The organism is Bradyrhizobium sp. (genome assembly GCF_022844465.1).
GTDB lineage: Bacteria > Pseudomonadota > Alphaproteobacteria > Rhizobiales > Xanthobacteraceae > Bradyrhizobium.
The window spans coordinates 81,176-105,750 of sequence record NZ_JALHLP010000013.1; the positions used below are offsets into that span (position 1 = coordinate 81,176).

The 24,575-nt window shown below is 65.5% G+C and carries 21 protein-coding genes; 12 read left to right on the plus strand and 9 right to left on the minus strand.

What is annotated here, in order from left to right:
* Window positions 1–40: 40 nt before the first annotated feature.
* A complete protein-coding gene (locus tag Q0D31_RS18155) occupies window positions 41–280 on the minus strand; it encodes an acetyl-CoA carboxylase biotin carboxyl carrier protein subunit (RefSeq protein ID WP_291854029.1) in 240 nt (79 codons plus the stop codon).
* Between the two features lie 135 nt (window positions 281–415).
* Here Q0D31_RS18155 and Q0D31_RS18160 point away from each other — a divergent pair, with 135 nt between their 5' ends.
* Together Q0D31_RS18160 and Q0D31_RS18165 are read left to right on the plus strand one after the other, a co-directional pair.
* Window positions 416–1,393, plus strand: coding sequence for a helix-turn-helix domain-containing protein (locus Q0D31_RS18160; protein WP_291854031.1), 978 nt, complete (start codon window positions 416–418; stop codon window positions 1,391–1,393).
* Window positions 1,323–2,882, plus strand: a complete 1,560-nt coding sequence (locus tag Q0D31_RS18165; protein ID WP_291854032.1) for a carboxyl transferase domain-containing protein — start codon at window positions 1,323–1,325, stop codon at window positions 2,880–2,882. The genes Q0D31_RS18160 and Q0D31_RS18165 overlap by 71 nt, the downstream gene beginning before the upstream one ends.
* A 150-nt stretch (window positions 2,883–3,032) precedes the next feature.
* On the opposite strand, the gene Q0D31_RS18170 is transcribed toward Q0D31_RS18165, so the two are convergent.
* Genes Q0D31_RS18170 through Q0D31_RS18180 form a run of 3 tightly spaced genes read right to left on the minus strand, consistent with a single transcriptional unit; the run spans window position 3,033 to window position 5,689 of the window.
* Window positions 3,033–3,218, minus strand: coding sequence for a hypothetical protein (locus Q0D31_RS18170; protein ID WP_291854034.1), 186 nt, complete (start codon window positions 3,216–3,218; stop codon window positions 3,033–3,035).
* Window positions 3,215–4,906, minus strand: a complete 1,692-nt coding sequence (locus Q0D31_RS18175; protein ID WP_291854036.1) for an FAD-dependent monooxygenase — start codon at window positions 4,904–4,906, stop codon at window positions 3,215–3,217. The genes Q0D31_RS18170 and Q0D31_RS18175 overlap by 4 nt, the downstream gene beginning before the upstream one ends.
* Window positions 4,907–4,918: 12 nt before the next feature.
* Complete coding sequence (locus tag Q0D31_RS18180) at window positions 4,919–5,689, minus strand: enoyl-CoA hydratase (protein WP_291854037.1); 771 nt, start codon at window positions 5,687–5,689, stop codon at window positions 4,919–4,921.
* A gap of 195 nt (window positions 5,690–5,884) precedes the next feature.
* On the opposite strand from Q0D31_RS18180, the gene Q0D31_RS18185 reads away from it, so the two are divergent.
* The 9 genes from Q0D31_RS18185 (at window position 5,885) to Q0D31_RS18225 (ending at window position 16,320) form a co-directional block, all read left to right on the plus strand.
* A complete protein-coding gene (locus Q0D31_RS18185; RefSeq protein ID WP_291854039.1) occupies window positions 5,885–6,499 on the plus strand; it encodes a TetR/AcrR family transcriptional regulator in 615 nt (204 codons plus the stop codon).
* A gap of 299 nt (window positions 6,500–6,798) precedes the next feature.
* A complete protein-coding gene (locus Q0D31_RS18190; RefSeq protein WP_291854041.1) occupies window positions 6,799–8,295 on the plus strand; it encodes a CoA-acylating methylmalonate-semialdehyde dehydrogenase in 1,497 nt (498 codons plus the stop codon).
* 117 nt (window positions 8,296–8,412) lie between these two features.
* Window positions 8,413–9,558, plus strand: a complete 1,146-nt coding sequence (locus tag Q0D31_RS18195) for an isobutyryl-CoA dehydrogenase (protein WP_291854043.1) — start codon at window positions 8,413–8,415, stop codon at window positions 9,556–9,558.
* Window positions 9,555–10,637 (plus strand): enoyl-CoA hydratase/isomerase family protein, encoded by a 1,083-nt coding sequence (locus tag Q0D31_RS18200; protein WP_291854045.1) that lies wholly within the window; start codon window positions 9,555–9,557, stop codon window positions 10,635–10,637. Before Q0D31_RS18195 ends, Q0D31_RS18200 begins: the two co-directional genes overlap by 4 nt.
* Before the next feature lie 35 nt (window positions 10,638–10,672).
* Window positions 10,673–11,560 carry a 3-hydroxyisobutyrate dehydrogenase gene (gene mmsB, locus Q0D31_RS18205; RefSeq protein ID WP_291854047.1) on the plus strand — a complete coding sequence of 296 codons (888 nt, stop codon included), beginning with the start codon at window positions 10,673–10,675 and terminating at the stop codon, window positions 11,558–11,560.
* An 11-nt stretch (window positions 11,561–11,571) separates the two neighbouring features.
* Window positions 11,572–13,302 (plus strand): AMP-binding protein, encoded by a 1,731-nt coding sequence (locus Q0D31_RS18210; protein ID WP_291854049.1) that lies wholly within the window; start codon window positions 11,572–11,574, stop codon window positions 13,300–13,302.
* 3 nt (window positions 13,303–13,305) lie between these two features.
* Window positions 13,306–13,785, plus strand: coding sequence for a MaoC family dehydratase (locus Q0D31_RS18215; RefSeq protein ID WP_291854051.1), 480 nt, complete (start codon window positions 13,306–13,308; stop codon window positions 13,783–13,785).
* A 257-nt stretch (window positions 13,786–14,042) separates the two neighbouring features.
* Complete coding sequence (locus Q0D31_RS18220) at window positions 14,043–14,960, plus strand: SDR family NAD(P)-dependent oxidoreductase (protein ID WP_291854053.1); 918 nt, start codon at window positions 14,043–14,045, stop codon at window positions 14,958–14,960.
* Between the two features lie 130 nt (window positions 14,961–15,090).
* Entirely contained in the window at window positions 15,091–16,320 is a 1,230-nt protein-coding gene (locus tag Q0D31_RS18225; RefSeq protein ID WP_291854055.1) for a TIGR03862 family flavoprotein, read from the plus strand.
* Window positions 16,321–16,417: 97 nt separating this feature from the next.
* Here Q0D31_RS18225 and Q0D31_RS18230 read toward each other — a convergent pair whose 3' ends face one another.
* From Q0D31_RS18230 to Q0D31_RS18245, 4 genes are all read right to left on the minus strand, one after another.
* Window positions 16,418–17,371 carry a cyclase family protein gene (locus Q0D31_RS18230; RefSeq protein WP_291854058.1) on the minus strand — a complete coding sequence of 318 codons (954 nt, stop codon included), beginning with the start codon at window positions 17,369–17,371 and terminating at the stop codon, window positions 16,418–16,420.
* A 152-nt stretch (window positions 17,372–17,523) separates the two neighbouring features.
* Window positions 17,524–18,606: a D-TA family PLP-dependent enzyme gene (locus tag Q0D31_RS18235; protein WP_291854060.1), complete on the minus strand. Its 1,083-nt coding sequence runs from the start codon at window positions 18,604–18,606 to the stop codon at window positions 17,524–17,526.
* Window positions 18,607–18,724: 118 nt separating this feature from the next.
* Window positions 18,725–20,536, minus strand: a complete 1,812-nt coding sequence (locus Q0D31_RS18240; RefSeq protein ID WP_291854062.1) for an ATP-binding cassette domain-containing protein — start codon at window positions 20,534–20,536, stop codon at window positions 18,725–18,727.
* A gap of 3 nt (window positions 20,537–20,539) precedes the next feature.
* Entirely contained in the window at window positions 20,540–21,034 is a 495-nt protein-coding gene (locus Q0D31_RS18245) for a YaiI/YqxD family protein (protein ID WP_291854064.1), read from the minus strand.
* Window positions 21,035–21,200: 166 nt separating this feature from the next.
* Between Q0D31_RS18245 and Q0D31_RS18250 the strand changes: the two genes are divergently transcribed.
* Entirely contained in the window at window positions 21,201–22,001 is an 801-nt protein-coding gene (locus tag Q0D31_RS18250) for a hypothetical protein (protein ID WP_291854066.1), read from the plus strand.
* A gap of 169 nt (window positions 22,002–22,170) precedes the next feature.
* Here the strand turns inward: Q0D31_RS18250 and Q0D31_RS18255 are convergent, their stop codons facing one another.
* Window positions 22,171–24,546 (minus strand): xanthine dehydrogenase family protein molybdopterin-binding subunit, encoded by a 2,376-nt coding sequence (locus Q0D31_RS18255; protein ID WP_291854068.1) that lies wholly within the window; start codon window positions 24,544–24,546, stop codon window positions 22,171–22,173.
* Window positions 24,547–24,575: the final 29 nt, after the last annotated feature.

Consider the following 24,575-nt stretch of genomic DNA (forward strand, 5'->3'; position numbering starts at 1 on the left):
ATGGCAACGACCGGGGCAAGTTCCGGTCCCCGTCTGACAATCAGCCCACATCGCGGGTCTCTGATTCGACGATGGCGACCACCTGGCCCTCGGCGATGACGTCGTCGAGCTTGACCAGGATCGCCTTGAGCGTTCCCGCCGTTGTCGACGTCACCGGGATTTCCATCTTCATGGCTTCGACAAAGGCGATTTCGTCACCGTCGCCGACGCTCCCTCCGGTTTCAACGGGAAGCGCGCACACGCGCCCGGCGACTTCTGTGACGATCTTGATCTCTGGCATTCCGTCCTCCCCCGCGACCGTCTGGCGGACGAATTGCCCTCGCGAACGGCTTTTTGTTGTGGCCGCAGATTGCCTGAGGTACTTTGTTACGCAAGTGGAATTTTATTCCGCACGGCGGAATGGAGCCGAAAACACATGGGAAGACGCTCGGAGCGGCTTAGCAAGCAGGGAATGCTCGCCGGTGATCTCTCAGGCGAGGGCGATGTGATCCAGGTGGTGTCGCGGGCCTTCGACGTCCTGCGCTGCTTTGAGAGTCACGAGGCCAGGTTGGGCAATCTGGAGATTTCCAGCCGCTGCGGCCTGCCGCGCTCGACGGTGTCGCGGCTCACGCACACGCTGACGCGGATGGGGCAGCTCGTTTACTTGCCGCGCGACCAGAAATACAGGATCGGTCCAAGCGCGGTGGCGATGAGCACGTCGATGATGAAGGGGTTGCAGCTTCGCAACCTGATCCGGCTGAGGCTGCAGGACGTCGCCGAGCAGTTGCCGGGCACGGTCGGTTTCGTCATCCCCGACCGCTTCCATCTGGTCTATCTCGAATTTGCGCGGGCGGCGAACGCGCTCGGCCTGCACGAGGGCACCGGCAGCCGGATTTCGATGACGAGCACGGCCGCGGGATTTGCCTACACCGCCGCGCTCGACGCCGACGTCGGCAACGCCTTGATCGCCGAAATGGAGCGGGAGATAGGTGACCGCGCCGCATTGTTGAAGTCGCGCATCGAGGACAACCGCCGTCATCTCGGCCAGCATGGCTATGTCGTTGCTTGCGGCACCTGGAGTCCGCACATCAACGGTCTGGCGGTGCCGATCTGGTCGCCGCAATATCAGACCTACGTCGTCGCGACGATCGGGCTTCTCGCTGCGATGTTCGACGAGAACCGGCTGCACCGGGAAGTAGCGCCGCACATGCTCGGACTAGGTGCTGCCATCGGCAGCCTGCTCGAAGGCGCCGAGGGCGACATCTTCGTCAACCGTCTGGAAGGAAAAGCGCTTCCGCCGCCGACCCCCAATAACAACAAGATCATCAAGACGGAGGATGCGAATGAACTGGAAGCCGGAACTCGACGACCTCGCCCGGCGCGAAGCGTTCGCGCGCGAGATGGGCGGCGTTGACAAGGTCAAGCGCCAGCATGACCAGGGCCGGCTCACCGTTCGTGAGCGCATCGACAAGCTGATCGACAAGAATTCCTTTCATGAGATCGGCGCGATTTCCGGCGTCGCGGAATACGACGAAAACAGCGAACTGAAACTATTGACGCCGGCGAATTGCGTGTTCGGCCGCGGCAAGATCGACGGCAGGCCCGTGGTCGTGGTTGGCGACGATTTCACCGTGCGCGGTGGATCGGCCGACGCCTCGATTTCGGCCAAGCCGCTGATGGCCGAGGAAATGGCCCATGACTTCCGCCTGCCGATCATCCGCGTGATCGAAGGCTCCGGCGGCGGCGGTTCGGTGAAGACGATCGAGACCAAGGGCGCCGCCAATCTGCCGGGCGGCGTCGGCGGCACGCGCTGGTACTGGTTTACGACCGCGAACATGGCGCGGGTGCCGGTGGTGGCCCTCGGACTCGGTTCGGTCGCGGGCCTCGGCGCGGCGCGGCTTGCCGCCAGTCATTATTCGGTCATGACCCGGAACTCCGCGATGTTCGTCGCAGGTCCCCCCGTGGTGAAGCGGCTCGGCCAGGACCTGACCAAGCAGGAGCTTGGCGGCGCCGAGATCCAGACCCGCGCCGGCGGCGTCGATGACGCCGTCGATACCGAGGAAGAGGCGTTCGAGCGGGCGCGGCGGTTCCTGTCCTATCTGCCGTCCTCGGTGTACGAGCTGCCGCCGACTTCGCCCTGCACCGACGATCCCGAGCGCGCCGAGGAATCGCTGCTGAACGCGGTGCCGCGCAACCGGCGTCAGGTCTACAAGATGCGCCCGATCATTGGCGCCGTGGTCGACAAGGATTCGTTCTTCGAGGTCAATGCCAATTTCGGCCGTCCGGTGATTGCCGGGCTCGCCCGGCTGGAGGGCCGCGCCGTGCTGCTGCTGGCGAGCGATCCCTTCCACTATGGCGGGTCGTGGACGGCGGAAGCATGCCAGAAGGTGGTGCGCTGGGTCGATTTCGCCGAGACCTTCCATCTGCCGGTGGTCTATCTGATGGATTGTCCCGGCTTCATGATCGGGCTCGAGGCCGAGAAGTCGGCGACCATCCGTCACGGCGTCCGCGCCATGGCCGCGGTCAACCAGTCCACCGTTCCCTGGTGCACCATCATCGTGCGCAACGCGTTCGGGGTTGCCGGCGTCGTGCATCAGCCGGCCAACCGCTATTCGATGCGCTATGCCTGGCCGTCAGCCTATTGGGGCTCGCTGCCGCTGGAAGGCGGCATCGAGGCCGCCTATCGCGCCGAGATCGACGCCTCGGATGATCCGGCCGCCAAGCTGAAGGAAATCGAGGACCGCCTCAACAAGCTGCGCTCGCCGTTCCGTTCGGCCGAGAGATTCTGGGTCGAGGAGGTGATCGACCCCCGCAAGACGCGTTCGCTGCTGTGCGAGTTCGCGCGGCTCGCCGAGCCGATTCGCGAGGCAGGCCCGGCGAGGAACATGGCGATCCGGCCTTAGGGGGATGTCATTCCGGGATGGTGCGTCAGCACCAGACCCGCGAGATTCCGGGTTCGATGCTTTGCATCGCCCCGGAATGACATTTCGGCCTTTACGCCACCGCATCCGCCGCCGCCTTCGGCCGCGCGATCGCGCCGGGACCGGGTCGCGTTATTGCAGGTCTTCGAGCGCCGTCTTGATGGCCCGCCTGAACGCCGTGATGTCCCCGAGTTCATGGCCGAGGACCAGCGCCAGCCGGGTCAGGAACAGCGCTTCGCGCTCGGCGCCGGCTGAATCGATTGCCATGGCCAACGCCTCATAGGCCGCTTCGACATCCTCAGAGGGCATCGTGCTCATGGCGGCTCGCTTCCCAGGCAAATGCCCGCGGCTCTCGCGACCTCGGCGGGAACGGCCGCCTGCCATCGTCCGGCGATGTGCAGGTCGGGCCGCAGCAGGTAGAGCGCGCCAGGTTCAGCGGCGAACAGGCGGGCGATCTCGCCGTCATCGTCCGCGACGGCATTCGCTTCCGGTACGGAGCCCCGGGCGCCAATCAGCAACGCAGTGAAACCTCGGTCGATCCGGCGGAGTCGCTGAAGCAGGGCCGTCTGTTCGGAGGTGGGCTGCCCCTTGCAGAAAACAATGGCCGTCATGCCGTAACCGGCGTGATCGAGCAGATGGCCGCCATCGTCGAGTTTCGCATTCGGTGCGGCGCTGCCGCAAGGGGGCCCGCCGGCAAACTCCGCGTCGCGTCCGGGATAGGGCGTCAGCGGGCTGTCCGAATAGGTGTAGGGCTGCATCTGGCGCGGATTGGCCAGCCCGCGCGGAAATTCGTGACGCAAGCTGAGCGAGAGCGCCGCCTCGCGCGCCAGCCGCCAGCCGCGCGTCGGCGGCGTCATGAAGCGCGTACTCTTGGCGGCGTTGGCGAAGACATCGAGGGTGGCGCCGCGCCGTTCCGGCGAATAGCTGTCGAGCAGTCGGTCGTCCGCCTCGCCCTTTAGGACGCGCGCGAGCTTCCAGCCGAGGTTTTCGGCGTCCGCCAGCCCGTTGTTCAGTCCACGCACACCGAAGATCGGCACGATGTGCGCGGCATCGCCGATGAAGAAGACGCGCCGGTGCCGGTAGTCGTCGAGGCAGAGCGTGTTGGCGGAATAGACGCTCCACCACTCCAGCTCCCACGGCTTTGTGTGCCCGATATCGGCAAGGATCGCGCCGACCCGCGCGCGGATGTTATCCTCCCTTACGGCCTCTTCCTCGCTCTCGTCTTCGCGCAGCTGATAGTCCACGCGCCAGATGTCGTCCGGCTGCTTGTGGATCAGCACCGTGCCGCCGGGGTTGCCGCGGGGTTCGAAAAACGCCCGGCGTTCGGTCGGAAAGTCGTGGTCCGTGCGGATATCCGCGATCACATACCGGCCTTCGTAATTGTCGCCCTTCAGCCGCAGTCCGAGCATCGATCTGACGGGCGAGCGCGCGCCGTCGGCGGCGAGCACATAATCGGCGTCGAGCCGGTAATCGCCCTCCGGAGATGAAATCCGAACCGATACGCCATCATCGTGAGGTTCGATGGTCGACAACTCGCTCTGCCAGCGCATGTCGATGAGGTCGCTGGCCGCAACCGCGTCGTGCAGGAACTTCTCGATATATTGCTGCTGCAGATTGTACATCGGCAGATATTTTTCGCCCGGCGGTTGCGCCATCTCAAGCCGGAATATCTGTTCGCCGCGATAGTAGCTGCGGCCGAACTGCCAGCCGAGCGCCTTGTTGAGAAACGGCGCGACCGCGCCGATCCGCTCCAGGATATGCATGCTGGGCCGCGCGATGCAGATGGCGCGGCTGCCGTCGTTGAAGGTGTCCTTGCGGTCGATCAGCACGCATCTGACGCCATGGCGCGCCAGCACCAGCGCCGCGGTCATGCCGATCGGACCGGCGCCGGCGATCAGGACGGCGTGCTTGGGCGTGACGCCGTCGAGCTCGGGGACGCGCCGCGCGGCAAACCGTGGATAGTTGAAATAGAGCGACTCCAGCGGCCCCTTGCCGGCGGGTCTCATGCGTTTCTCCGTTTATCTCTTGCGATCGAGAAAGCCCTGCATCAGCCGCTGCGGCTCGCCGGTCAGGAAGGATTGTCCGAACACGCCGATGCTCAAATTGACGGATTCCGTCAGCGGCAGTTCTTCCCACTGGCGCAGCAGCGCCTTCTGCGCGCGCAGCGCTTCGGGGCCGCATTCGAGCAGGGCGCTTACGGTGTGCTCGATCGCGGCGTCAAGACCGCCTGGCCTGGCGACCATATCGACCAGGCCCCAGCCAAGCGCGGTCGGCGCGTCGATGTTCTCGGCCGTCATGACCAGCCAGCGGGCGCGGCCCCAGCCGATCAGCCGCGGCAGCAGGGCGGCGTGGATCACCGAGGGAATCCCGACCCGTACTTCCGGCATGCCGAACCGGGCGTCGTGGGCGGCGATCCGGAAATCGCAGGCGGCGGCGACTTCAAGGCCGCCGCCGAGGCACCAGCCCGGCAGTCGCGCGATAACAGGTGCGGGAAACCTGCGCACGGCTTCGCAGAGGTCGCGCAGCCGCGTGATGAAAGCTTCCGCAGATTTCTGGTCGAGACCCGCCATCTCCTTGATGTCGGCGCCGCCGATCATGCTTTTCTCGCTCTGCCCGACCAGGATCACGGCTCGGATATCCTTGTCGCCGGCGAGGTGTTCGAACCCTTCGCGGACGCCGTCGGTGACGGCGGAGGAAAGGATGTTGAGCGAGCCGGCATTGCAGATCGTCAGCCGAGCGACGCCCCGGCCGTCGCGGTCGACCCCGCAATGGGAATTGAGCATTTCCATGTTGTTTTCCCGGATCCGTTCTGGCGGTCCGCTCCACTTCCAAGGATATTGCGCCGGCTTGTCAAGGGAGGGCAATCTTGCGGCGCACGCGACGGCGATTGCTCGGTGGGCCGACAGGGTGAAGACGAAATAGATGCAGCTTTTGCCGAACGTCGCTGCTATTATATGACCGCAGACATCTTATAGGACGCCGCGATGCGCTATTCGAAAGAGCACAAGCAGGAGACTCACGCGCGAATTGTGAAGAGGGCCTCGGTGCGGCTTCGCGAAAAGGGCGCGCATGGCATCGGCGTCGCCGACCTGATGAAGGAGGCGGGCCTGACCCATGGCGGCTTCTACGCGCATTTCGCTTCGCGCGAGGCGCTGGTAATCGAGGCTCTCGCCTATGCGATGGACCGCTCAAGCGAGCGCTGGCGCAAGGTCGCCGCGGCGACACCGCCCGATAAGCGGTTTGCAGCCATCGTCGAAAGCTACCTGACGCCGGTCCACCGCGACGATCCCGGTCATGGTTGCGCGGTGCCGGCGCTCGGCGCCGAAATCGCTCGTGAGAGCCCGAAAATGCGCAAGGCGTTTGCGGCCAAGCTTGAACAGATGATCGACATGATGGCCGATCAGTTGCACGGCGTTCCTCGGCCCGCTGCCCGCAAGCAGGCCACCGCGGCCTTGACGGCCATGATAGGGACGCTGGTGTTGTCGCGGATCGCCGGCACGGGCGAACTGTCCGACGAAATTCTGTCCGCCGGACGCGAGGCCGCTCTGGGGCGGGGGGGCAGGCCCACTTTGCGGAAGCAGCGGCCAAAGCCGCACTGAACTCACGGCCGTGCGGGCGTGGCACTGTTCCTGCCACCTGGCGCGTCGCTCGCGCTGGCGGGTTTCGTCGAAGCGCGCGCCATCGATGGTTCGGGCGGCTTGATCCGGCATTTCCGCGCATCTATGGTGCGATTTATCGGACTTGTTTCTTCGAAAATGCCAGGCAAGAAAGCACTCCAAAGCGGACCCTTCGCGGTTTCGAGCGAGGTTGGTTCGCGCGACGAGGACGCTTATGAACAAGTCCGGCGCCCGGTTCGATCGGAACCGAGGCGCCTGCCGGGCTCCCAGGGAGGTTATCCATGCGCTCAATCGGACATTTCATCGGCGGCAAGGAGGTCAAGGGCGCCTCGGGACGGACGGCCGACGTTTTCGAGCCGATGACCGGGGACGTCCAGGCCAAGGTGGCGCTGGCCTCCAAGGCCGAGGTTCGCGCCGCCGTCGAGAACGCCAAGGTCGCGCAGGTCGAGTGGGCCAACACCAACCCGCAGCGCCGGGCGCGGGTCCTGATGAAGTTCCTCGAACTGGCGCAGCGCGACTACGACAAGCTCGCCGACATGCTGGCCCGTGAGCATGGCAAGACCGTTCCCGACGCCAAGGGCGATATCCAGCGCGGCCTCGAGGTCGTCGAGTTCGCCTGCGGGGTGCCGCATCTGATGAAGGGCGAGTACACCGAGGGTGCGGGCCCCGGCATCGACATCTATTCGATGCGCCAGCCGCTGGGCGTGGTCGCGGGCATCACGCCGTTCAATTTTCCGGCGATGATCCCGATGTGGAAATTCGCGCCCGCGATCGCCTGCGGCAATGCCTTCATCCTGAAGCCCTCTGAGCGCGACCCCGGCGTGCCGATGATGCTGGCGGCGCTGATGATCGAGGCCGGGCTGCCGCCCGGTATCCTGAACGTTGTCAATGGTGACAAGGAAGCGGTCGATGCCATTCTCGACGATCCCGATATCAAGGCGGTCGGTTTCGTCGGTTCCTCGCCGATCGCGCAATATATCTACGAGCGTGCGGCGGCCACCGGCAAGCGCTGCCAGTGTTTTGGCGGCGCCAAGAACCACGCCATCGTCATGCCCGACGCCGACATGGACCAGACCGTCGATGCCTTGATCGGCGCAGGCTACGGCTCGGCCGGCGAGCGCTGCATGGCGATTTCGGTCGCGGTGCCCGTCGGCAAGACCACCGCCGACCGGCTGATGGAAAAGCTGATCCCGCGCGTCGAGTCCCTGAAGATCGGCACCTCGATCGATCCCTCCGCCGACTACGGACCGTTGGTGACGCGGGAGGCGCTCGATCGCGTCAGAAACTATGTCGATATCGGCATCAAGGAGGGCGCTACGCTCGCCGTCGACGGCCGCGGCTTCAAGATGCAGGGTTATGAGAACGGCTTCTACATGGGCGGTTGCCTGTTCGACAACGTCACCAGGGATATGCGGATCTACAAGGAAGAGATCTTCGGCCCGGTGCTCTCGGTGGTGCGCGCCAAGGACTACGCCGAGGCGTTGGCGCTGCCGTCGGACCATGACTACGGCAACGGGGTCGCGATCTTCACCCGCGATGGCGACGCCGCGCGCGATTTCGCCGCCAGGGTCAATGTCGGCATGGTCGGCATCAACGTGCCGATCCCGGTGCCGATCGCCTATTACACCTTTGGCGGCTGGAAGAAGTCCGGCTTCGGCGATCTCAACCAGCATGGCCCGGATTCGATCCGCTTCTACACCAAGACCAAGACCATCACCTCTCGCTGGCCGTCCGGCGTCAAGGAGGGCGCGGAGTTCTCGATCCCGACGATGAATTGACCGAATAGCCCAGGCCGTCATTGCGAGCGTAGCGAAGCAGTCGAAGCTGCCGCGAAACGGCAGCATGATTGCTTCGTCACTTCGCCTCTCGCAATGACGAGGAAAGAGCAGCCCAGAATGCATTTCGCCCTCAACGAGGACCAGCTTGCGGTTCGCGACATGGCGCGGGGATTCGCCGCGGAGAAGATCGCACCGCATGCGCTGCGCTGGGACGAGGACAAGCATTTCCCGGTGGAAGTGATGCGGGAGGCCGCCAGGCTCGGCATCGGCGGCATCTATATCCGCGACGACGTCGGCGGATCGGGGATGACGCGGTTCGACGCGGCGCTGATCTTCGAGGCGCTGGCGCAGGGCTGCCCGACGGTGTCGGCCTTCATCTCGATCCACAACATGGCGTCATGGATGATCGACGCCTACGGCAATGACACCCAGCGGCGAAAGTGGTTGCCGAAGCTTTGCACCATGGAGTTGCTGGCGAGCTATTGCCTGACCGAGCCGGGCTCCGGCTCCGACGCCGCCGCGCTGCGCACCCGCGCGGTTCGCGAGGGCGATCACTATGTTCTCAACGGTCAGAAGCAGTTCATTTCCGGTGCCGGCGGCAGCGATCTCTATGTCGTGATGGTGCGGACCGGGGCCGACGGCGCCGGCGGGATCTCGACGCTGGTGATTCCGGCCGACACGCCAGGGCTCTCGTTCGGCGCCAACGAGCGCAAGATGGGCTGGAACGCGCAGCCCACGCGCGCGGTGATCTTCGAGAACGCCCGCGTCCCGGTCGAGAACCGGCTCGGCGAGGAAGGCATCGGCTTCAAGATCGCGATGGCCGGGCTCGATGGCGGCCGCATCAATATCGCGGCGTGTTCGCTCGGCGGCGCGCAAAGCGCGCTGGAAAAGTCGCTGGCCTACATGAAGGAGCGCAAAGCTTTCGGCAAGCGCCTCGATGAATTCCAGGCGCTGCAGTTTCGCCTCGCCGACATGGCGACCGAACTGGAGGCGGCGCGGACTTTCGTCTGGCGCGCCGCCGCCGCCCTCGACCGCAAGGACCCCGACGCCACCATGCTGTGCGCGATGGCCAAGCGATTCGGCACCGACGTCGGTTTCGAGGTCGCCAACCAGGCGCTGCAGCTGCATGGCGGCTACGGCTATCTCAGCGAATACGGCATCGAGAAGATCGTGCGCGACCTGCGGGTGCACCAGATCCTGGAAGGCACCAACGAGATCATGCGGCTGATCGTGTCGCGCAAGCTGATCGAGGGCGCGCGATGACGGCGGCCGCGGCATCCACGCCAACCGAAGGCGACCTGATCGCGCGGCGCGAAGGCGCCGCCGGCGTGATCCGGCTCAACCGGCCGAAGGCCATCAATGCGGTCACGCTGGAGATGTTTCGCGACATCGACAAGGCGCTCGACGCGTTTGAAGCCGATCCGGCCATAGCCGTGATCCTGCTCGAAGGCGCGGGCGAGCGCGGCCTTTGCGCCGGCGGCGACATCCGCGCGCTTTGGGAGAGCTCCAGGGTCAAGGGCGATCTCGGCAAGATCCTTTGGCGCGAGGAATACATCCTCAACGCCCGGATCAAGAAATTCCCGAAACCCTATGTCGCCTTCATGGACGGCATCGTGATGGGCGGCGGCGTTGGGCTGTCGGCCCATGCCAGCCATCGCGTCGTGACCGAAAAGACGAAGCTCGCGATGCCGGAAGTGGGCCTCGGCTTCTTTCCCGACGTCGGCGGCACCTGGCTGTTGTCGCGCGCCCCGGGGGAGATCGGCACGTATTTCGGATTGACCGGGCATACCATGAACGGCCCGGACGCGGTCCATGCCGGCTTTGCCGACGCGGTGGTGCCGTCGGAGAAGCTGCCGGCGCTGCGTGAGGCGCTCACGAGGGTTCGCGCCGGGACCGCCTCGGCGGCGGTCAAATCCCTGATCGCGGGCCTTGCCACTGGCGAAACCGCAGGCCCGGTGGCGGCGATGCAGCCGGGCATCGATCGCTGGTTCGCGCATGACCGGATGGAGGAGATCGTCGCGGCGTTGCAGCGCGACGGTTCTGAACTTGCGCTGGCGACGCTGAGGACGCTGAATGAGAAGTCGCCGCGGGGCATGGTGGTGACGCTGAAGCTGCTGCGGCTGGCGCGGGCGTCGAACTCGCTGGAGCAATGTCTGGTGCGGGAATATCGCGCCGCGCTGGAGGTGTTCGCCAGCGATGATTTCCGCGAGGGCGTGCGTGCCGCCGTGATCGACAAGGACCGTAATCCGCGGTGGTCGCCGCCGCGAGTCGAGGACGTGACGCCGGCCATGGTCGAGCCATACTTCGCCGAGATCGGCGCCGACGAATTGAAGTTCGACTGATCAAGACAGAAAAGATTCACGCGGGAGAGTTCGAAATGGCACATATCGCATTCATTGGCCTCGGCAACATGGGCGGGCCGATGGCGGCCAATCTGGTCAAGGCCGGCCACAAGGTGACGGCGTTCGATCTGGTGGCGGCCTTGCGCGACCAGGCCAAAGCCGACGGCGCTGCGATTGCCGAAAGCTCGGTCGCGGCGGTCAAGGGCGCTGAAATCATCGTCACCATGCTGCCCGCCGGCAAGCACGTGCTGTCGGTCTGGAACGAGGTGATCCCGGCGATGAGCCGAGGCGCGCTGATCATCGACTGCTCGACCATCGACGTCGAAAGCGCCAAGCAGGCCCATGCGCTGGCCGCCCGGCACGGCATGCTCTCGGTCGATGCGCCGGTGTCCGGCGGAACCGGCGGCGCCAAGGGCGCGACGCTGACCTTCATGTGCGGCGGCGAGGCTAAGGCGTTTGCGGCCGCAAAACCCGTGCTGGAGAACATGGGCAAGAAGATCGTGCATTGCGGCGGCGTTGGCGCGGGGCAGGCGGCCAAGATCTGCAACAACATGATCCTCGCCGTCTCCATGATCGCGGTCTGCGAAGGCTTCGCGCTCGCCGAAAAGCTCGGCCTGTCGCATCAGGCGTTGTTCGATGTCGCCTCGACCTCCTCGGGGCAATGCTGGGCGATGACGTCCTATTGCCCGGTGCCGGGCCCGGTGCCGACCTCTCCTGCGAATAACGGTTACAGGCCGGGATTTGCCGCGGCGCTGATGGTGAAGGACCTGACGCTGGCGCAGGACGCCGCCAACGCCGCCGGTGCTGCGACGCCGCTCGGCAAGCACGCGCAGGAAATCTACCGGGCGTTCGACGCCGCCGGCCATGGCGGGGTGGATTTTTCCGGAATTATGCAGCACGTTCGGAGCCTCGCCGGGAAATAAACGGAGAGCCGATGACGACCTTCCAGCAAGCGCGGGCTTTTCTGCTTGAGCACCGCACCGATTACGACGCGGCCGTGAAGGGATTCCGCTGGCCGGACCCGGTCCCGTTCAACTGGGCGCTCGACTGGTTCGATGCCGAACTCGCCGGCAGTCCCGACAGCCGCGACCGCGCGGCGCTGTGGATCGTCGATCCCGGCGACAAGGATACCAAACTCTCCTTTGCGACGCTCTCGCGCCGCTCCAACCAGGTGGCGAACTTCCTGCGCGCGCAGGGCCTGAAGCGCGGCGATCATTTGTTGCTGCTGCTCGGCAATGTGGCGCCGCTGTGGGAGACCATGCTGGCGGCGATGAAGCTCGGCGTGGTGGTGATCCCGGCGACCACGCTGCTCACGCCGGACGAACTGCGCGACCGGCTCGATCGCGGCCGAGCCCGGGCGGTGGTGGCCTCGCAGGACCAGGTCGGAAAATTCGCCGCGCTCGGCGCCGACAGCCTGGTGCGGATCGTGGTCGGGGCCTCGTCAAAGCACGACGGCTGGTTGCCGTTCGAGGAAGCCGCCAACAGCTCCGAAACGTTCGCGCCGGACGGGCCGACCAACGCCGACGATCCGATGCTGCTCTATTTCACCTCCGGCACGACCGCCAAGCCAAAACTGGTGCGGCACAGCCAGCGCAGCTATCCGGTCGGCGCGTTATCGACGATGTTCTGGCTCGGGCTGCAGCCGGGCGACGTGCACCTCAATATCTCGTCGCCGGGATGGGCCAAGCATGCCTGGAGCTGCCTGTTCGCGCCGTGGAATGCAGGGGCCACCGTGTTCGTGGTCAACCAGCCGCGCTTCGACGCCAAGGCGCTGCTCGCGACCATCGGGCGCTGCGGCGTCACCACGCTGTGCGCGCCGCCGACGGTGTGGCGGCTGTTCATCCAGGAGAAGCTCGCCGATTTCAAGGTCAGCCTGCGCGAGGTGTGCGGCGCCGGCGAGCCGCTGAACCCGGAAGTCATCGATCAGGTCAAGGCGGCGTGGGGCCTGACCATCCGCGACGGCTACGGCCAGACCGAAACCACTGCGCTTGCCGGCAACTCGCCGGGCCAGAGGGTCAAGATCGGCTCGATGGGCCGCCCATTGCCGGGATATCGCGTTCAGATCACCGACAATGACGGCCACGTCACCAGGGAGGGCGAGGTGACACTGGTACTCGGCGCCGATCGCCCCCCCGGCCTGATGCAGGGCTACCAGGGCGAGGACGGCAAGCTCTCCGGCGCGGATGGCGACCTCTATCGCAGCGGCGACGTGGTGTTCGCCGATGAGGATGGCTACCTGACTTTTGTCGGCCGCTCCGACGACGTCTTTAAATCGTCCGACTATCGCATCAGCCCGTTTGAGCTGGAAAGCGTGCTGCTGGAGCATGAGGCGGTCGCCGAAGCCGCCGTGGTGCCGAGCCCCGATCCGATCAGGCTTGCGATTCCCAAGGCCTATGTGCTGCTGGTCGCCGGCGTCGAACGCTCGCCTGAAACCGCGCTGTCGATCTTCAAGCACCTGCACACGCGGCTGGCGCCGTTCAAGCGCATCCGCAGGATCGAACTGGTGACGGAACTGCCAAAGACGATTTCCGGCAAGATCCGCCGCGTGCAGTTGCGCCGTCTCGAGCATGACAACAACCGTGCGGACGCCCTGCGCGGAACGGAATTTCGCGAGGAAGAGTTCCCGGAGCTGCAAAAAGTGCGGACCGCCGGGATGGAGAACTAGGGAATGAATGAAGTCTGGAAGAAGCCGCCGGTGTCGTTCGAGGCCTATCAGGCGATGGTCGGCAAGGAGGTCGGCGTGTCCTCGTGGCATCTGATCGACCAGAACCGGATCAACGTCTATGCCGACGTGATCGAGGACCACCAGTTCATCCATGTCGATCCCGAGCGGGCGAAAAAGGAAACCGCGTTCGGCAATACCATCGCGCACGGCTTTCTGACGATGTCGTTGATGAGCATCATGTCCTATGAGGTGATGCCTGTCATTTCGGGCACCGCGATGGGCGTCAATTACGGCTTCGACAAGCTGCGATTCCTCTCTCCGGTGCGCGCCGGCTCGCGCGTGCGCGGCCGCTTCACGCTGATGGAGGCGAAACTGCGCAAGCCGAAGGAGCTGCAATCGCGCACCAGCGTCACCGTCGAGATCGAGGGCGAGGACAAGCCTGCGCTGGTCGCCGACTGGATCGGGCTGATCTATTTCGATTAGGCGTTTCCGTCATGGCCGGGCTTGACCCGACCAGCCATCCTTGTTCAAAAGCTGGCAACGGCCGGGCGCTTGCACCCTCTCCCCTTGTGAGAGGGTGGATCGACGGCGCGAAGCAGCGGCGAGACGGGTGAGTTCTCTCCGCGAATTCGTCTTTGGAGAGAACCCCTCATCCGGCACGGACTTCGTCCGCGCCACCTTCTCCCACAAGGGGAGAAGGGAATAGAACCGCCTTCCATTAACTTCCGGGAATTCCACTCATGGCAATCAGGTTTGACGGACGCGTCGCCATCGTCACCGGCGCGGGCAATGGTCTTGGACGGGCGCATGCGCTGGGGCTGGCCCGCCGCGGCGCCAGGGTGGTGGTCAATGATTTCGGCGGCGCGCGCGACGGCACCGGCGGCTCGCTGAGTCCCGCCGAGGCCGTGGTCGAGGAAATCCGCAAAGCCGGCGGCACGGCGATGGCCGACGGCGCCGACGTGTCGAACTTCGAGCAGGTCACCGCCATGGTCGAGCGCGCCACAAAGGAATGGGGCAGCGTCGATCTCCTGTGCGCCAACGCCGGCATCCTGCGCGACAAGTCCTTTGCCAAGATGGAGGTCGCGGACTGGGCCAAGGTGCTCGACGTCCACCTCACCGGCACTTTCCTCTGCTGCAAGGCAGTGTGGGCCGGCATGCGCGAGCGCAACTATGGCCGCATCGTCGTCACCACCTCGTCGTCCGGCCTGTTCGGCAATTTCGGCCAGGCCAATTACGGGGCCGCCAAGGCCGGCATGGTCGGCCTGATGAACGTGCTGGCCGAGGAGGGCCGCAAGAACAACATCCGCGTCAATACGATCTCGCCGACGGCTGCGACCCGGATGACCGAGGAACTGCTGTCACCGCAGGCGCTGGCCCTGATGCGTCCCGAGGCGATCACGCCGGCGGTGGAATTCCTGCTCAGCGAGGACGCGCCAACCCGCACCATCATGGGCGCCGGCGCTGGCTCATTCGCCGTGATCAGGATCATCGAGACCGAGGGCGTCAACCTGCCGCAGTCGGACTGGACCCCCGATGCCGTCGCCGCCCATTTTGCCGAGATCAGCGACGTCTCCACGGCCAAGGCGTTGCAGGGTGCGTTCGAGCAGACCCAGAAGTACGTCGCGCAGGCCGCGGCCAGGGCGGGGATCAAGCTGTAGCGTTCGCCGTCATTCCGGGGCGATGCGAAGCATCGAACCCGGAATCTCGAGATTCCGGGTCTGGTGCTAACGCACCATCCCGGAATGACGTCCTCTCCCACGGTCAGCGAAACCGGGCCACATTGGCATCATGTCGCTAATCTCCAAAAAAATTGCCGTCATCGGCGCCGGCCCCGCCGGGCTGATGGCCGCCGAAGTGCTCGCCCAAGGCGGCGCGGAGGTCACCGTCCATGACGCGATGCCGTCGGCGGGGCGCAAGTTCCTGATCGCCGGCCGCGGCGGGCTTAACCTCACCCATAGCGAGCCGCTGCCGCCGTTCCTTGCGCGTTACCGCGAGGCGACGCCGCATCTGGCCGCCGCCATCGAAGCACTCCCGCCGCAGGCGTTGCGCGACTGGAGCGAGGCGCTCGGGCAGCCAACCTTCGTCGGCTCCAGCGGCCGGGTGTTCCCGCATACGTTCAAGGCGTCGCCGCTGCTGCGGGCGTGGCTGCGGCGGCTGGAGGCGGTGGGCGTCAAGCTGGCGCTGCGTCACCGCTGGGTCGGCTGGGACGAGCAGGGCCGGCTGCGCTTCCAGACACCGGATGGACCGCGCGCGGTCGAGACGCGGGCGACCGTGCTGGCGCTCGGCGGCGCGAGCTGGCCGCGGCTGGGCTCCGACGGCGCATGGACGGAAACGCTTGAAGCCCGGGGCGTGAAGATATCGCGGCTCCGGCCGGCCAATTGCGGCTTTACCGTCGTCTGGTCGGATATCTTCCGGGAACGGTTCGAAGGCCAGCCGCTCAAGGGCGTCGCGTTGACATTCGCCGGTCAAAGCGGACGCGGCGAGTTAATCGTGACCCGCGCCGGCGTCGAGGGCGGCGCCATCTACGCGCTATCGGCCGAGTTGCGCGAGGCCATCGACCAGTCGGGGCGGGCAACCCCGCAGGTTGCGCTACGGCCCGATCTCGACATGAAAGACTTGATCGCGAAGGTATCGGTACCAAGGGGCAAACAATCCCTCTCCAACTTCCTGCGCAAGGCGGTCAATCTGTCACCGCTCGCCATCGGCCTGTTGCAGGAGGCCGCCCGAACATCCGGCGTGTCGCTGGCGTCGCTGCCGCCGGCCGATCTCGCCCACCTGATCAACGCCATCCCGATCGAGCTCACCGGCACGGCCCCGATCGCCCGCGCGATCTCGACCGCCGGAGGAATATCGTTCAGCGAACTCGACGGCGACTTCATGCTCCGCCGCTTGCCCGGTGTGTTTGCGGCGGGCGAAATGCTGGATTGGGAAGCGCCAACCGGCGGTTATCTCCTGCAGGCATCGTTCGCGACCGGTGCCGCGGCGGGCCGGGGGTCGTTGAAGTGGCTTGAGCGATAGCCCGGGCGCTCCACCAGGTGGCGCCCGCTCCACCTACGGAGCGGACGTCACGCTGCGGCGTGCGTCGACGCGAAGCGTCAGGGCTTGCCTACCGCCGCTATCTCACCGCAACCGGCGACACCGTGGAGCCCGAGCCGCCCTGGATCTTGAGCGGCTGCATCACGAAGGCGAATTCTCCGACACCTTTTTGCGCGAGCTCATCGAGCTTGAGATTCTCCAGCAGGTGGATTCCGTTCACCACGAGTGCGACCTGGTGCACCGGAAGCGACAATTGCTTGTCGGGGTTTGGCGAGACTTCGACCGGCCAGTTGTCGGCGCCGAGCAGCATCGGGTCTTTCGCGGCAAGCCAGAGCGCGGCCGGAACGCCGATGCCCGGGCAGGACTTGACGTAGCGCGGGTTGTCCTTGCCGTAGAGCTTGCCCCAGCCGGTGTGGATCAGCACGGCGTCGCCGGGCTGCAGCGTGAGGTTTTGCTTCTTCAGCGCACCCTCTAGGTCTTCCACGGTGATCTCGTAATTGTCGCCCAGCATCCCCACGCCCTTGAAGCCCGCGACGTCGATCAGGACCCCGCGCGTGAACAGCGTGCCTACATTGTGGATACCGAACTTCTTGAAGCCGGTGCGATCGACGTTCTCGTCGACCTTCTGGCAATTGTACCAGCTGTTGAGGTGAGTCTGGTGCGCAAAGCCGTCGAACTGCGTGCCGACCTGCCCGAGTTCGGTGATGACGACCTCTTCGTTCGAGCCGCGCATGTTGGAGAACTGGTTCATGAACGTGCGCTTGGTATGGACGTCGAACCGCCGGGTTCCGAAGAACGCCATGCTGGGACCAAGCACATGCGCGAGCTCGATCACCTCGCCGGTCTTGATCAGCTTGGCGGCGTTCGTCACCGCCGCGGGCTTCTGGTGATTGACCGAGCCGCGCTCGTCGGCGGCGCCCCATTTCGACGGACAACGCTGGCTTTCCGTCGGAACGGTCCAGGTCGGCGCCTGCGCGTAGGCGGCGGCGGAAAACGCAAGCGTTATCGCCGCACACAATGTGAATGCTTTCATCCGTATCCTCCCAACACAGGGCGCTCTGGAAACGGCGCCCTTGGGTCCGATCATGCGGGTTCAAGCCAGCCGGTTCAAGGCCCAACAAGGTTGCGCAGGGAGCGTCATCAGCAATCCAGCTGTGCGCGTTTTAGCGTTGCCTCTCGACGGTGTCAGCGCAACTTGCCCCGCGCCGCCACCGGCAACACCCCGACGATCTCCTCGCCGCGCACCATCACCACCTCGTCCATCATGTTGACGACGACGCAAACATGATTGGGCACGATCCGCACGACATCGCCGACATCGGGCCGGGTGTTGCTGCGGGTGAGGTCGAGAAAACCGTGCTCTTCGGCGAAGCGGGCGATCCTGGCCTCGGGGTGTTCCAGGATCAGCCCGTAGCCATCGAGGCCCCCGCCGGGATCGGAGGTCAGTGTCTTGGAGCCGGCATCGAGAATGCCGCGGTCCGGGCCGGCACGGCTGACCACGGTGGCATAGATGTTGAGCGCGCAATCGTCCCAGCCGGCGACGCCGGCGGCGACCTGCATGCGGTCGTTGTAGATATAGGTGCCGGGCCGATGCTCGGTCGCACCCTTGAGCTTGCCGACATTCTTCATGTTCGGCGAGCCGCCGGTGGAAACCATCGCCGCATCAAGCCCGCTGGCGCGCACGCCGGCCAGCGCCTCGTCGAAAAACTTCTGGGCCTCGGCCCAGCCGCTCTCGGTCGGGTACAGCATGAAGCCGGCGAATGTCAGCCCCTCCGATGCCGCGATCTCCCGCGCCAGCGCAATCGCCTCGGCCGGCGTTTCGACGCCGGCGCGCTTGCGCCCGGTGTCGCATTCGACCACGACCGAAAGCGGGCGGCCGGACACGCTCGCGGCCTGCGGCAGGCATGAGATCACGGTCGAATTGTCGGCGGCGACCGTCATGTGGGCCTTGGCCTGCAGCGCGGCGAGCCTGGCCATCTTCTCCTCGCCGAGCAAATTGTAGCTGATCAGGATGTTGTCGATCCCGGCGTCCGCCATCACTTCGGCCTCGCCAAGTTTCTGGCAGGTGACGCCCTTGGCGCCCGCCGCGATCTGCATCTGCGCCAGCAGGGGACTCTTGTGGGTCTTGATATGCGGGCGGTTGGCGACGCCGGCCGCGTCGCAGGCGGCCTGGATGCGGGCGATGTTGCGCTCGACCCGGTCCATGTCGATCACGGCGCAGGGCGTGCCGTATTCGCGGGCGATCTTGGCGGCGAGGGGCGTGGTCATCGGATCGACTCCATGCGTGGTTCCCGTCATTGCGAGCGAAGCGAAGCAATCCATGCCTCAACTTGCCGAGCTATGGATTGCTTTGCTTCGCTCGCAATGAAGAAAGGAAGCATACGCTCTAGGCCTGTTCAATCTCTTCGCGCAGCACTTCGAGCTCCAGCCATTTGTCCTCGGCTTCCGTCAGCTCCTTCTGCGCTTTGGTCAGCGCATCGGAGGCCTGGTCGAACCGCTTGCGATCCTTCTGGAACAGGTTGGGATCGTCAAGGAATCGTTGCTGCTTGGCGATTTCCGCCTGCAATCGGGCGATCGTCTTCGGCAGCGTTTCCAGCGCGTGCTTTTCGTTGAAGTTAAGCCGGCGCTTCGACGTCGCCGAGGGCGCGCCAGCCCTGGTTTCCTTCTTCGGATCGGCCCCCGCGGCCTTCGCGGCATCGCGCCTCAGGTCTTCGCCGCGCTGCGAAAGCATGTCGCTGTAGCCGCCGGCATATTCGATCCAGCGGCCGTCGCCCTCGGGCGCGATCACGGAGGTGACCACGCGGTCGAGGAAGTCGCGGTCATGGCTGATCAGGATCACGGTGCCCTCGTAGTCGCCAAGCATTTCCTCCAGCACGTCGAGGGTTTCGAGGTCGAGGTCGTTGGTCGGCTCGTCCAGGACGAGCAGGTTCGACGGCTTCGCCAGCGCGCGGGCCAGCATCAGCCGGCCGCGCTCGCCGCCGGATAGCACCTCCAGCGGCGTGCGCATCTGTTCCTGCGCGAACAGAAAATCCTTCATGTAGCTGACCACATGCTTCGGCTTGCCGCCGACCATGACGTGGTCGCCACGGCCGCCGGTCAGGGCTTCCGCCAGCGTCGATTTCGGGTCGAGGCTTTCGCGGTGCTGGTCCAGCGTCGCCATCTCGATGTTGGCGCCGAGCCGGACCGTGCCGCTGTCCGGCGCGCTGCCGCCGGTCAGCATCTCGATCAGCGTGGTCTTGCCGGCGCCGTTGGGGCCGACGATGCCGATCCGGTCGCCGCGCTGGACCCGGATCGAGAAGTCATCGACGATTTTGCGCTCGCCATAGGCCTTGCTGATGTGCTTGGCCTCGATCACGAGCTTGCCGGATTTGTCGGATTCGGCGGCGGCGAGATTGGCGTTGCCGGTTGCGCCGCGGTAATCGCGGCGCTGGTCGCGCAGCGCGTGCAGGTTGCCGAGCCGCTTGACGTTGCGCTTGCGGCGGCCGGAGACGCCGTAGCGCAGCCAGTGCTCTTCATTGACGATTTTGCGGTCAAGCTTGTGCTGGTCGCGCTCCTCTTCCGCCAGCACCTCGTCGCGCCAGGCCTCGAACGCCGAGAAGCCGCGGTCGATCTGCCGGATCTGGCCGCGGTCAAGCCATGCGGTGGCGCGCGAGAGATTGGAGAGGAAGCGGCGGTCGTGGCTGATGATCACAAGCGCGCAGCGTCGGCTTTCCAGTTCGCTCTCCAGCCACTCAATGGTGGTGAGGTCGAGATGGTTGGTCGGCTCGTCCAGCAGCAGGATGTCGGGCGAGGGCGCCAGCACCCGCGCCAGCGCCGCGCGGCGGGCCTCGCCGCCGGAAACATGGGCAGGGTCTTCGTTGCCGGAGAGGCCGAGTTGTTCCACCAGATAGCGCGCCTGGTAATGATCGTCGCCGGGGCCGAGACCTGCCTCGACATAGGCCAGCGTCGTCTTGTGGCCGCCGAAATCAGGCTCCTGCGGCAGATAGCGGATCGTGGCGCCGGGCTGCACGAAGCGGCTGCCGCCGTCGGGCTCGACCAGGCCGGCGGCGATCTTGAGCAGCGTCGACTTGCCGGAGCCGTTGCGGCCGATCAGGCACACCCGCTCGCCCGCCGACACCGTGAGTTCGACGCCCGACAACAGCGGCGTGCCGCCAAAGGTCAGCCGGATATCCTTCAACTGGATCAGCGGTGGCGCCATCGGTCAGTCCTGGTTTGGCGCGGGCTGCTGCGCCGGCTGGCGCTGGATGCGGCGGATCGTCTGGTCGAGTGCCGACAGGAAGGCCGAGCGGTCGCGCGGCGCAAAGGATTTCGGGCCGCCGGTCACCTCGCCGGACGAGCGCAGGTCGGTCATCAGGTTGCGCACCGCGAGCGTCATGCCGATCGATTGTTCGGTGAACGGCTTGCCGTTCGGTGCGATCACCTCGGCGCCGGCCTTGACGCAGCGGCTGGCGAGCGGGATGTCCGAGGTAATGACGATATCGCCTTTGCCCGCGCGCTCCGCGATCCAGTCGTCGGCGGCGTCCATGCCCGAACCGGCGGCGATGCGCTCGATCAGCGGATCCTCCGGCACGCGAATGAAATTGCCCGCGACCACACTGACCGGCAGGCCGTGCCGGATCGCGACCCGATAGATCTCGTCCTTTACCGGGCAGGCGTCGGCATCGACATAGATGCGGGGGCTATTCAATTCAGGCACTTCAGGTCCGTCAATCGGATTGGTTTCGGTGACGTTTTGTCATCCGCGCGTGGTACTCTACCGGGCGCAAAAATGCGAGGAAAACAGCTGCCGGAACACGCTTGCCACGTCACTTTCTTCGCGTACGATAACGGCCGGAAAGAACAGGAAACCAGAGGAAACGGGCATGACATGCCGCATCGAGCCCTATCGGGTCTCGGCCTACAACACGTCGAAGCATTCCGAAAACAAGATGCACGATGACACCGTGGCGAAGCGTTATGGCTTTGTCGGCGGACTGGTGCCCGGCGTCGACGTGATGGCCTACATGATGCACCTGCCGGTGGCGAAATGGGGCCGTCCCTTCCTTGAGCGCGGCCTGATCGAGGCGCGCTTCGTCAAGCCGGTCTATGACGGCGAACTGGTCGATGTCACCGGCGAAGAGAGCAACGGCGTGCTCGCGATCCAGGTCGTGAGCCGGGGAGGCCTTTGCGCGACCGGCACGGCATCGCTGCCGGCTTCCGCGCCATCGTTTTCCCTTTCCGATTTTGTCGATGTTGCGGCGGCAGCCGAGCGAAAGCCGGTGGATGCGACGTCCTATGCCCTCGGCAGATGGCTAGGCGCGGTGCCGCGCAGCGGGGCGGCCGATGCGGCCAAGGAATATCTGGAAGATATTCGCGAGACTGAGCCGATCTATGCCCGGGAAGGGCTCGGCCACCCCGGCCTGTTGCCGCGGGTGATGAACAAGGTGCTGGTCGACAACGCCATCATGGGTCCGTGGATTCATGTCGGCACCCGGATGCAGCTGCTGTCCGCCGGGCGCATCGGCGATGAATTGACCGCGCGCGCCAAAGTGGTCGGCAATTACGACAGGAAAGGCCACCGTTTCGTCGAGCTCGACGCACTCGTCATTGCCAACGGCAAGACGCCGCTGGCGCATTGCCACCACGTCGCGATCTACCAGCCGAGGGAGCAGGCGGCGGCGTAGGGCGCGAAACGGCGCATCGCCACGCCAATCTCATTACCCGTCATTCCCCGCGAAAGCGGGGAATCCAGTACGCCGCGGCCTCTCGATTCTATCGCTAACGTCTCTGGGATACTGGATCGCCCGGTCAAGCCGGGCGACGACAATTGTGGATGTGGTAGGCTTGACCGGGCTACGCTGCCTGTTTCGCCTTCGCGCCCTGGATCGCCCGCCATACCCGCTCCGGCGTCAGCGGCATGTCGATCTGCTTGATCCCGTGGTCGGACAGCGCATCGATCACGGCGTTGACGACGCAGACGAGACTGCCGGCGCAGCCGGCTTCGCCGCAGCCCTTGGTGCCCAGCGGATTGGATTTGGCCGGCGAGGGGTGGTCGCTCACTTCCATCGGCGGAATGTCCTCCGCGCGCGGCAGCGCGTAGTCCATAAAAGATCCCGTAATCGGCTGGCCGCTGGGATCGTAGCTGACCTCCTCCATCAAGGCCTGGCCGATGCCTTGCGCCACGCCGCCATGCAACTGGCCGGCGACGATCATCGGATTGACGACGGTGCCGAAATCATTGACGGCGAAATAGCGCACGATCGCCACCACGCCGGTTTCGGGATCGATCTCGACTTCCGCGACATGGCAGCCATTGGGGAAGGTCGACGCGATCTCCTTGGTGGCGTGATCGACGTCGAGCGTGTCCGGCGCGCCCTCGGGCAACTTGCCCTCGCGCAGCCGCTGCGCCAGCTCCATGATGCCGATGGCGCGGTCGGTGCCGGCGATGGTGAAGCGGCCGCCTGCGAATTCGATGTCGCCCTCGGAGGCTTCCAGAAGATGGGCGGCCGCCTGCTTTCCTTTCGCGATCACCAGCGCGGCGGCTTCCACGATCGCCTGGCCCGTCGCCGTGATCGAGCGCGAACCGCCGGTGCCGTTGCCGAAACGCACCAGATCGCTGTCGTTCTGCTCCAGCAATATCTTCTCGAACGGCACGCCCAGCTGCGCCGACAGCACCTGTGCGAACGGCGTGGCGTGACCCTGGCCGTAGTCGAGCGTGCCGGTGGTCAACTTCACCGATCCGTCCGGCTCGAAGGTGATCTTGCCGAGTTCGCCGCTCGGCGGCGCGGTGACCTCCAGGTAGGAGCCGACGGCGATGCCGCGCAGCTTGCCGTTCTTTCTGCTTTCCTTCTTGCGCCTCGCGAAATTGGCGTGATCGGAAATCTCCAGCGCCTTGTTGAAGACGCCGGCGAAATCGCCGCTGTCATAGATGACGCCGCTGGCGGCTGCGAACGGCAGTTGCGACGGCTTGATGAAGTTGCGCTTGCGCAGCGTCAGCCGGTTGATACCCATCTCGTCGGCGGCGCGGTCGATCAGCCGCTCCATGTAATAATTGGCCTCGGGCCGGCCGGCGCCGCGATAGGCGCCCATCAGCGTGGTGTTGGTGAGCACCGTCTTGATGTCGACGCCGAGCAGCGGCGTGCGGTAGACGCTGGCGAGATTCTTGCCGGTGTTGAGCGACAGCGGGCCCGGCGCCACGCCGGTGATGTAGGCGCCGAGGTTGCCGTAACCCTGCAGGCGGACCGCGATGAACTTGCCGTCGGCGTCGAGCGCCAGCTCGGCGTGGATCAGCTGCCCGCGGCCCTGGCTGTCGGACAGGAAACTGGTCGAGCGCTCGTCGGTCCATTTCACCGGCCGGCCCAGCAGCTTCGCCGCGTGCAGGATGCAGGTGTATTCGGGATAGCTCACGTTCTTCATGCCGAAGGAGCCGCCGACATTCGGGGTCAGGATGCGAACCTTGTCGTTCGGCACGTTGAGGATCTTCGCCAGCGTCGCCTTGTTGCCGGACACGCCCTGCGTCGGCACCTGCAGCGTGAAGCGCTGGCTTGTCTTGTCGTAGGCGGCCAGCGCCACGCGCGGCTCCATCGTCACCACGGCGACACGGGTGTTGACGATATCGAGCCTGGTCACATGCGCGGCGGCGGCAAACGCGGCGTCGATTTTGGCGGTGTCGCCGTAGTGGTAGTCGAGCGCGATATTGTTGGGGATGTGGTCATAGAGCTGCGGCGCGCCGGGCTTGGTGGCCTCGGCGGCGTCGGTCACGGCGGGCAGCGGCGCGATGTCGGGCGAGACCGCTTCGGCGGCGTCGCGCGCCTGCGCCGGCGTCTCCGCGACCACGAAGGCGACGGGGTCGCCGACGAAGCGCACCTTGTCGATGGCAAGCGCCGGGCGGTTGGTTTGCAGCAGCGCCGAGCCGTCCCGGCTCTTCAGCGGCAGGCCGCAGGTGAAAGGGTTGTAGCCGGCGGCTTCGAGGTCCTTTCCGGTCCAGACGCCGAGCACCCCCGGCATTGTCCTGGCGGCTGCCGTTTCGATACCCCGGATGATCCCGTGGGCGTGGCTGGAGCGCACCATCCAGCAATAGGCTTGGCCCGGGAGTGAGAAGTCGTCGGTATATTTGCCCTTGCCGCGGACCAGCGTGTCGTCTTCCTTGCGGCGTACCGGCTGCCCGACCCCGTACTTCTGCAGTGCGATAGCGTTGTCCAATGAGGATGGCGACGTGTGACCTTGCATCGATAACACCTGAAATGCTTGTTATGTTC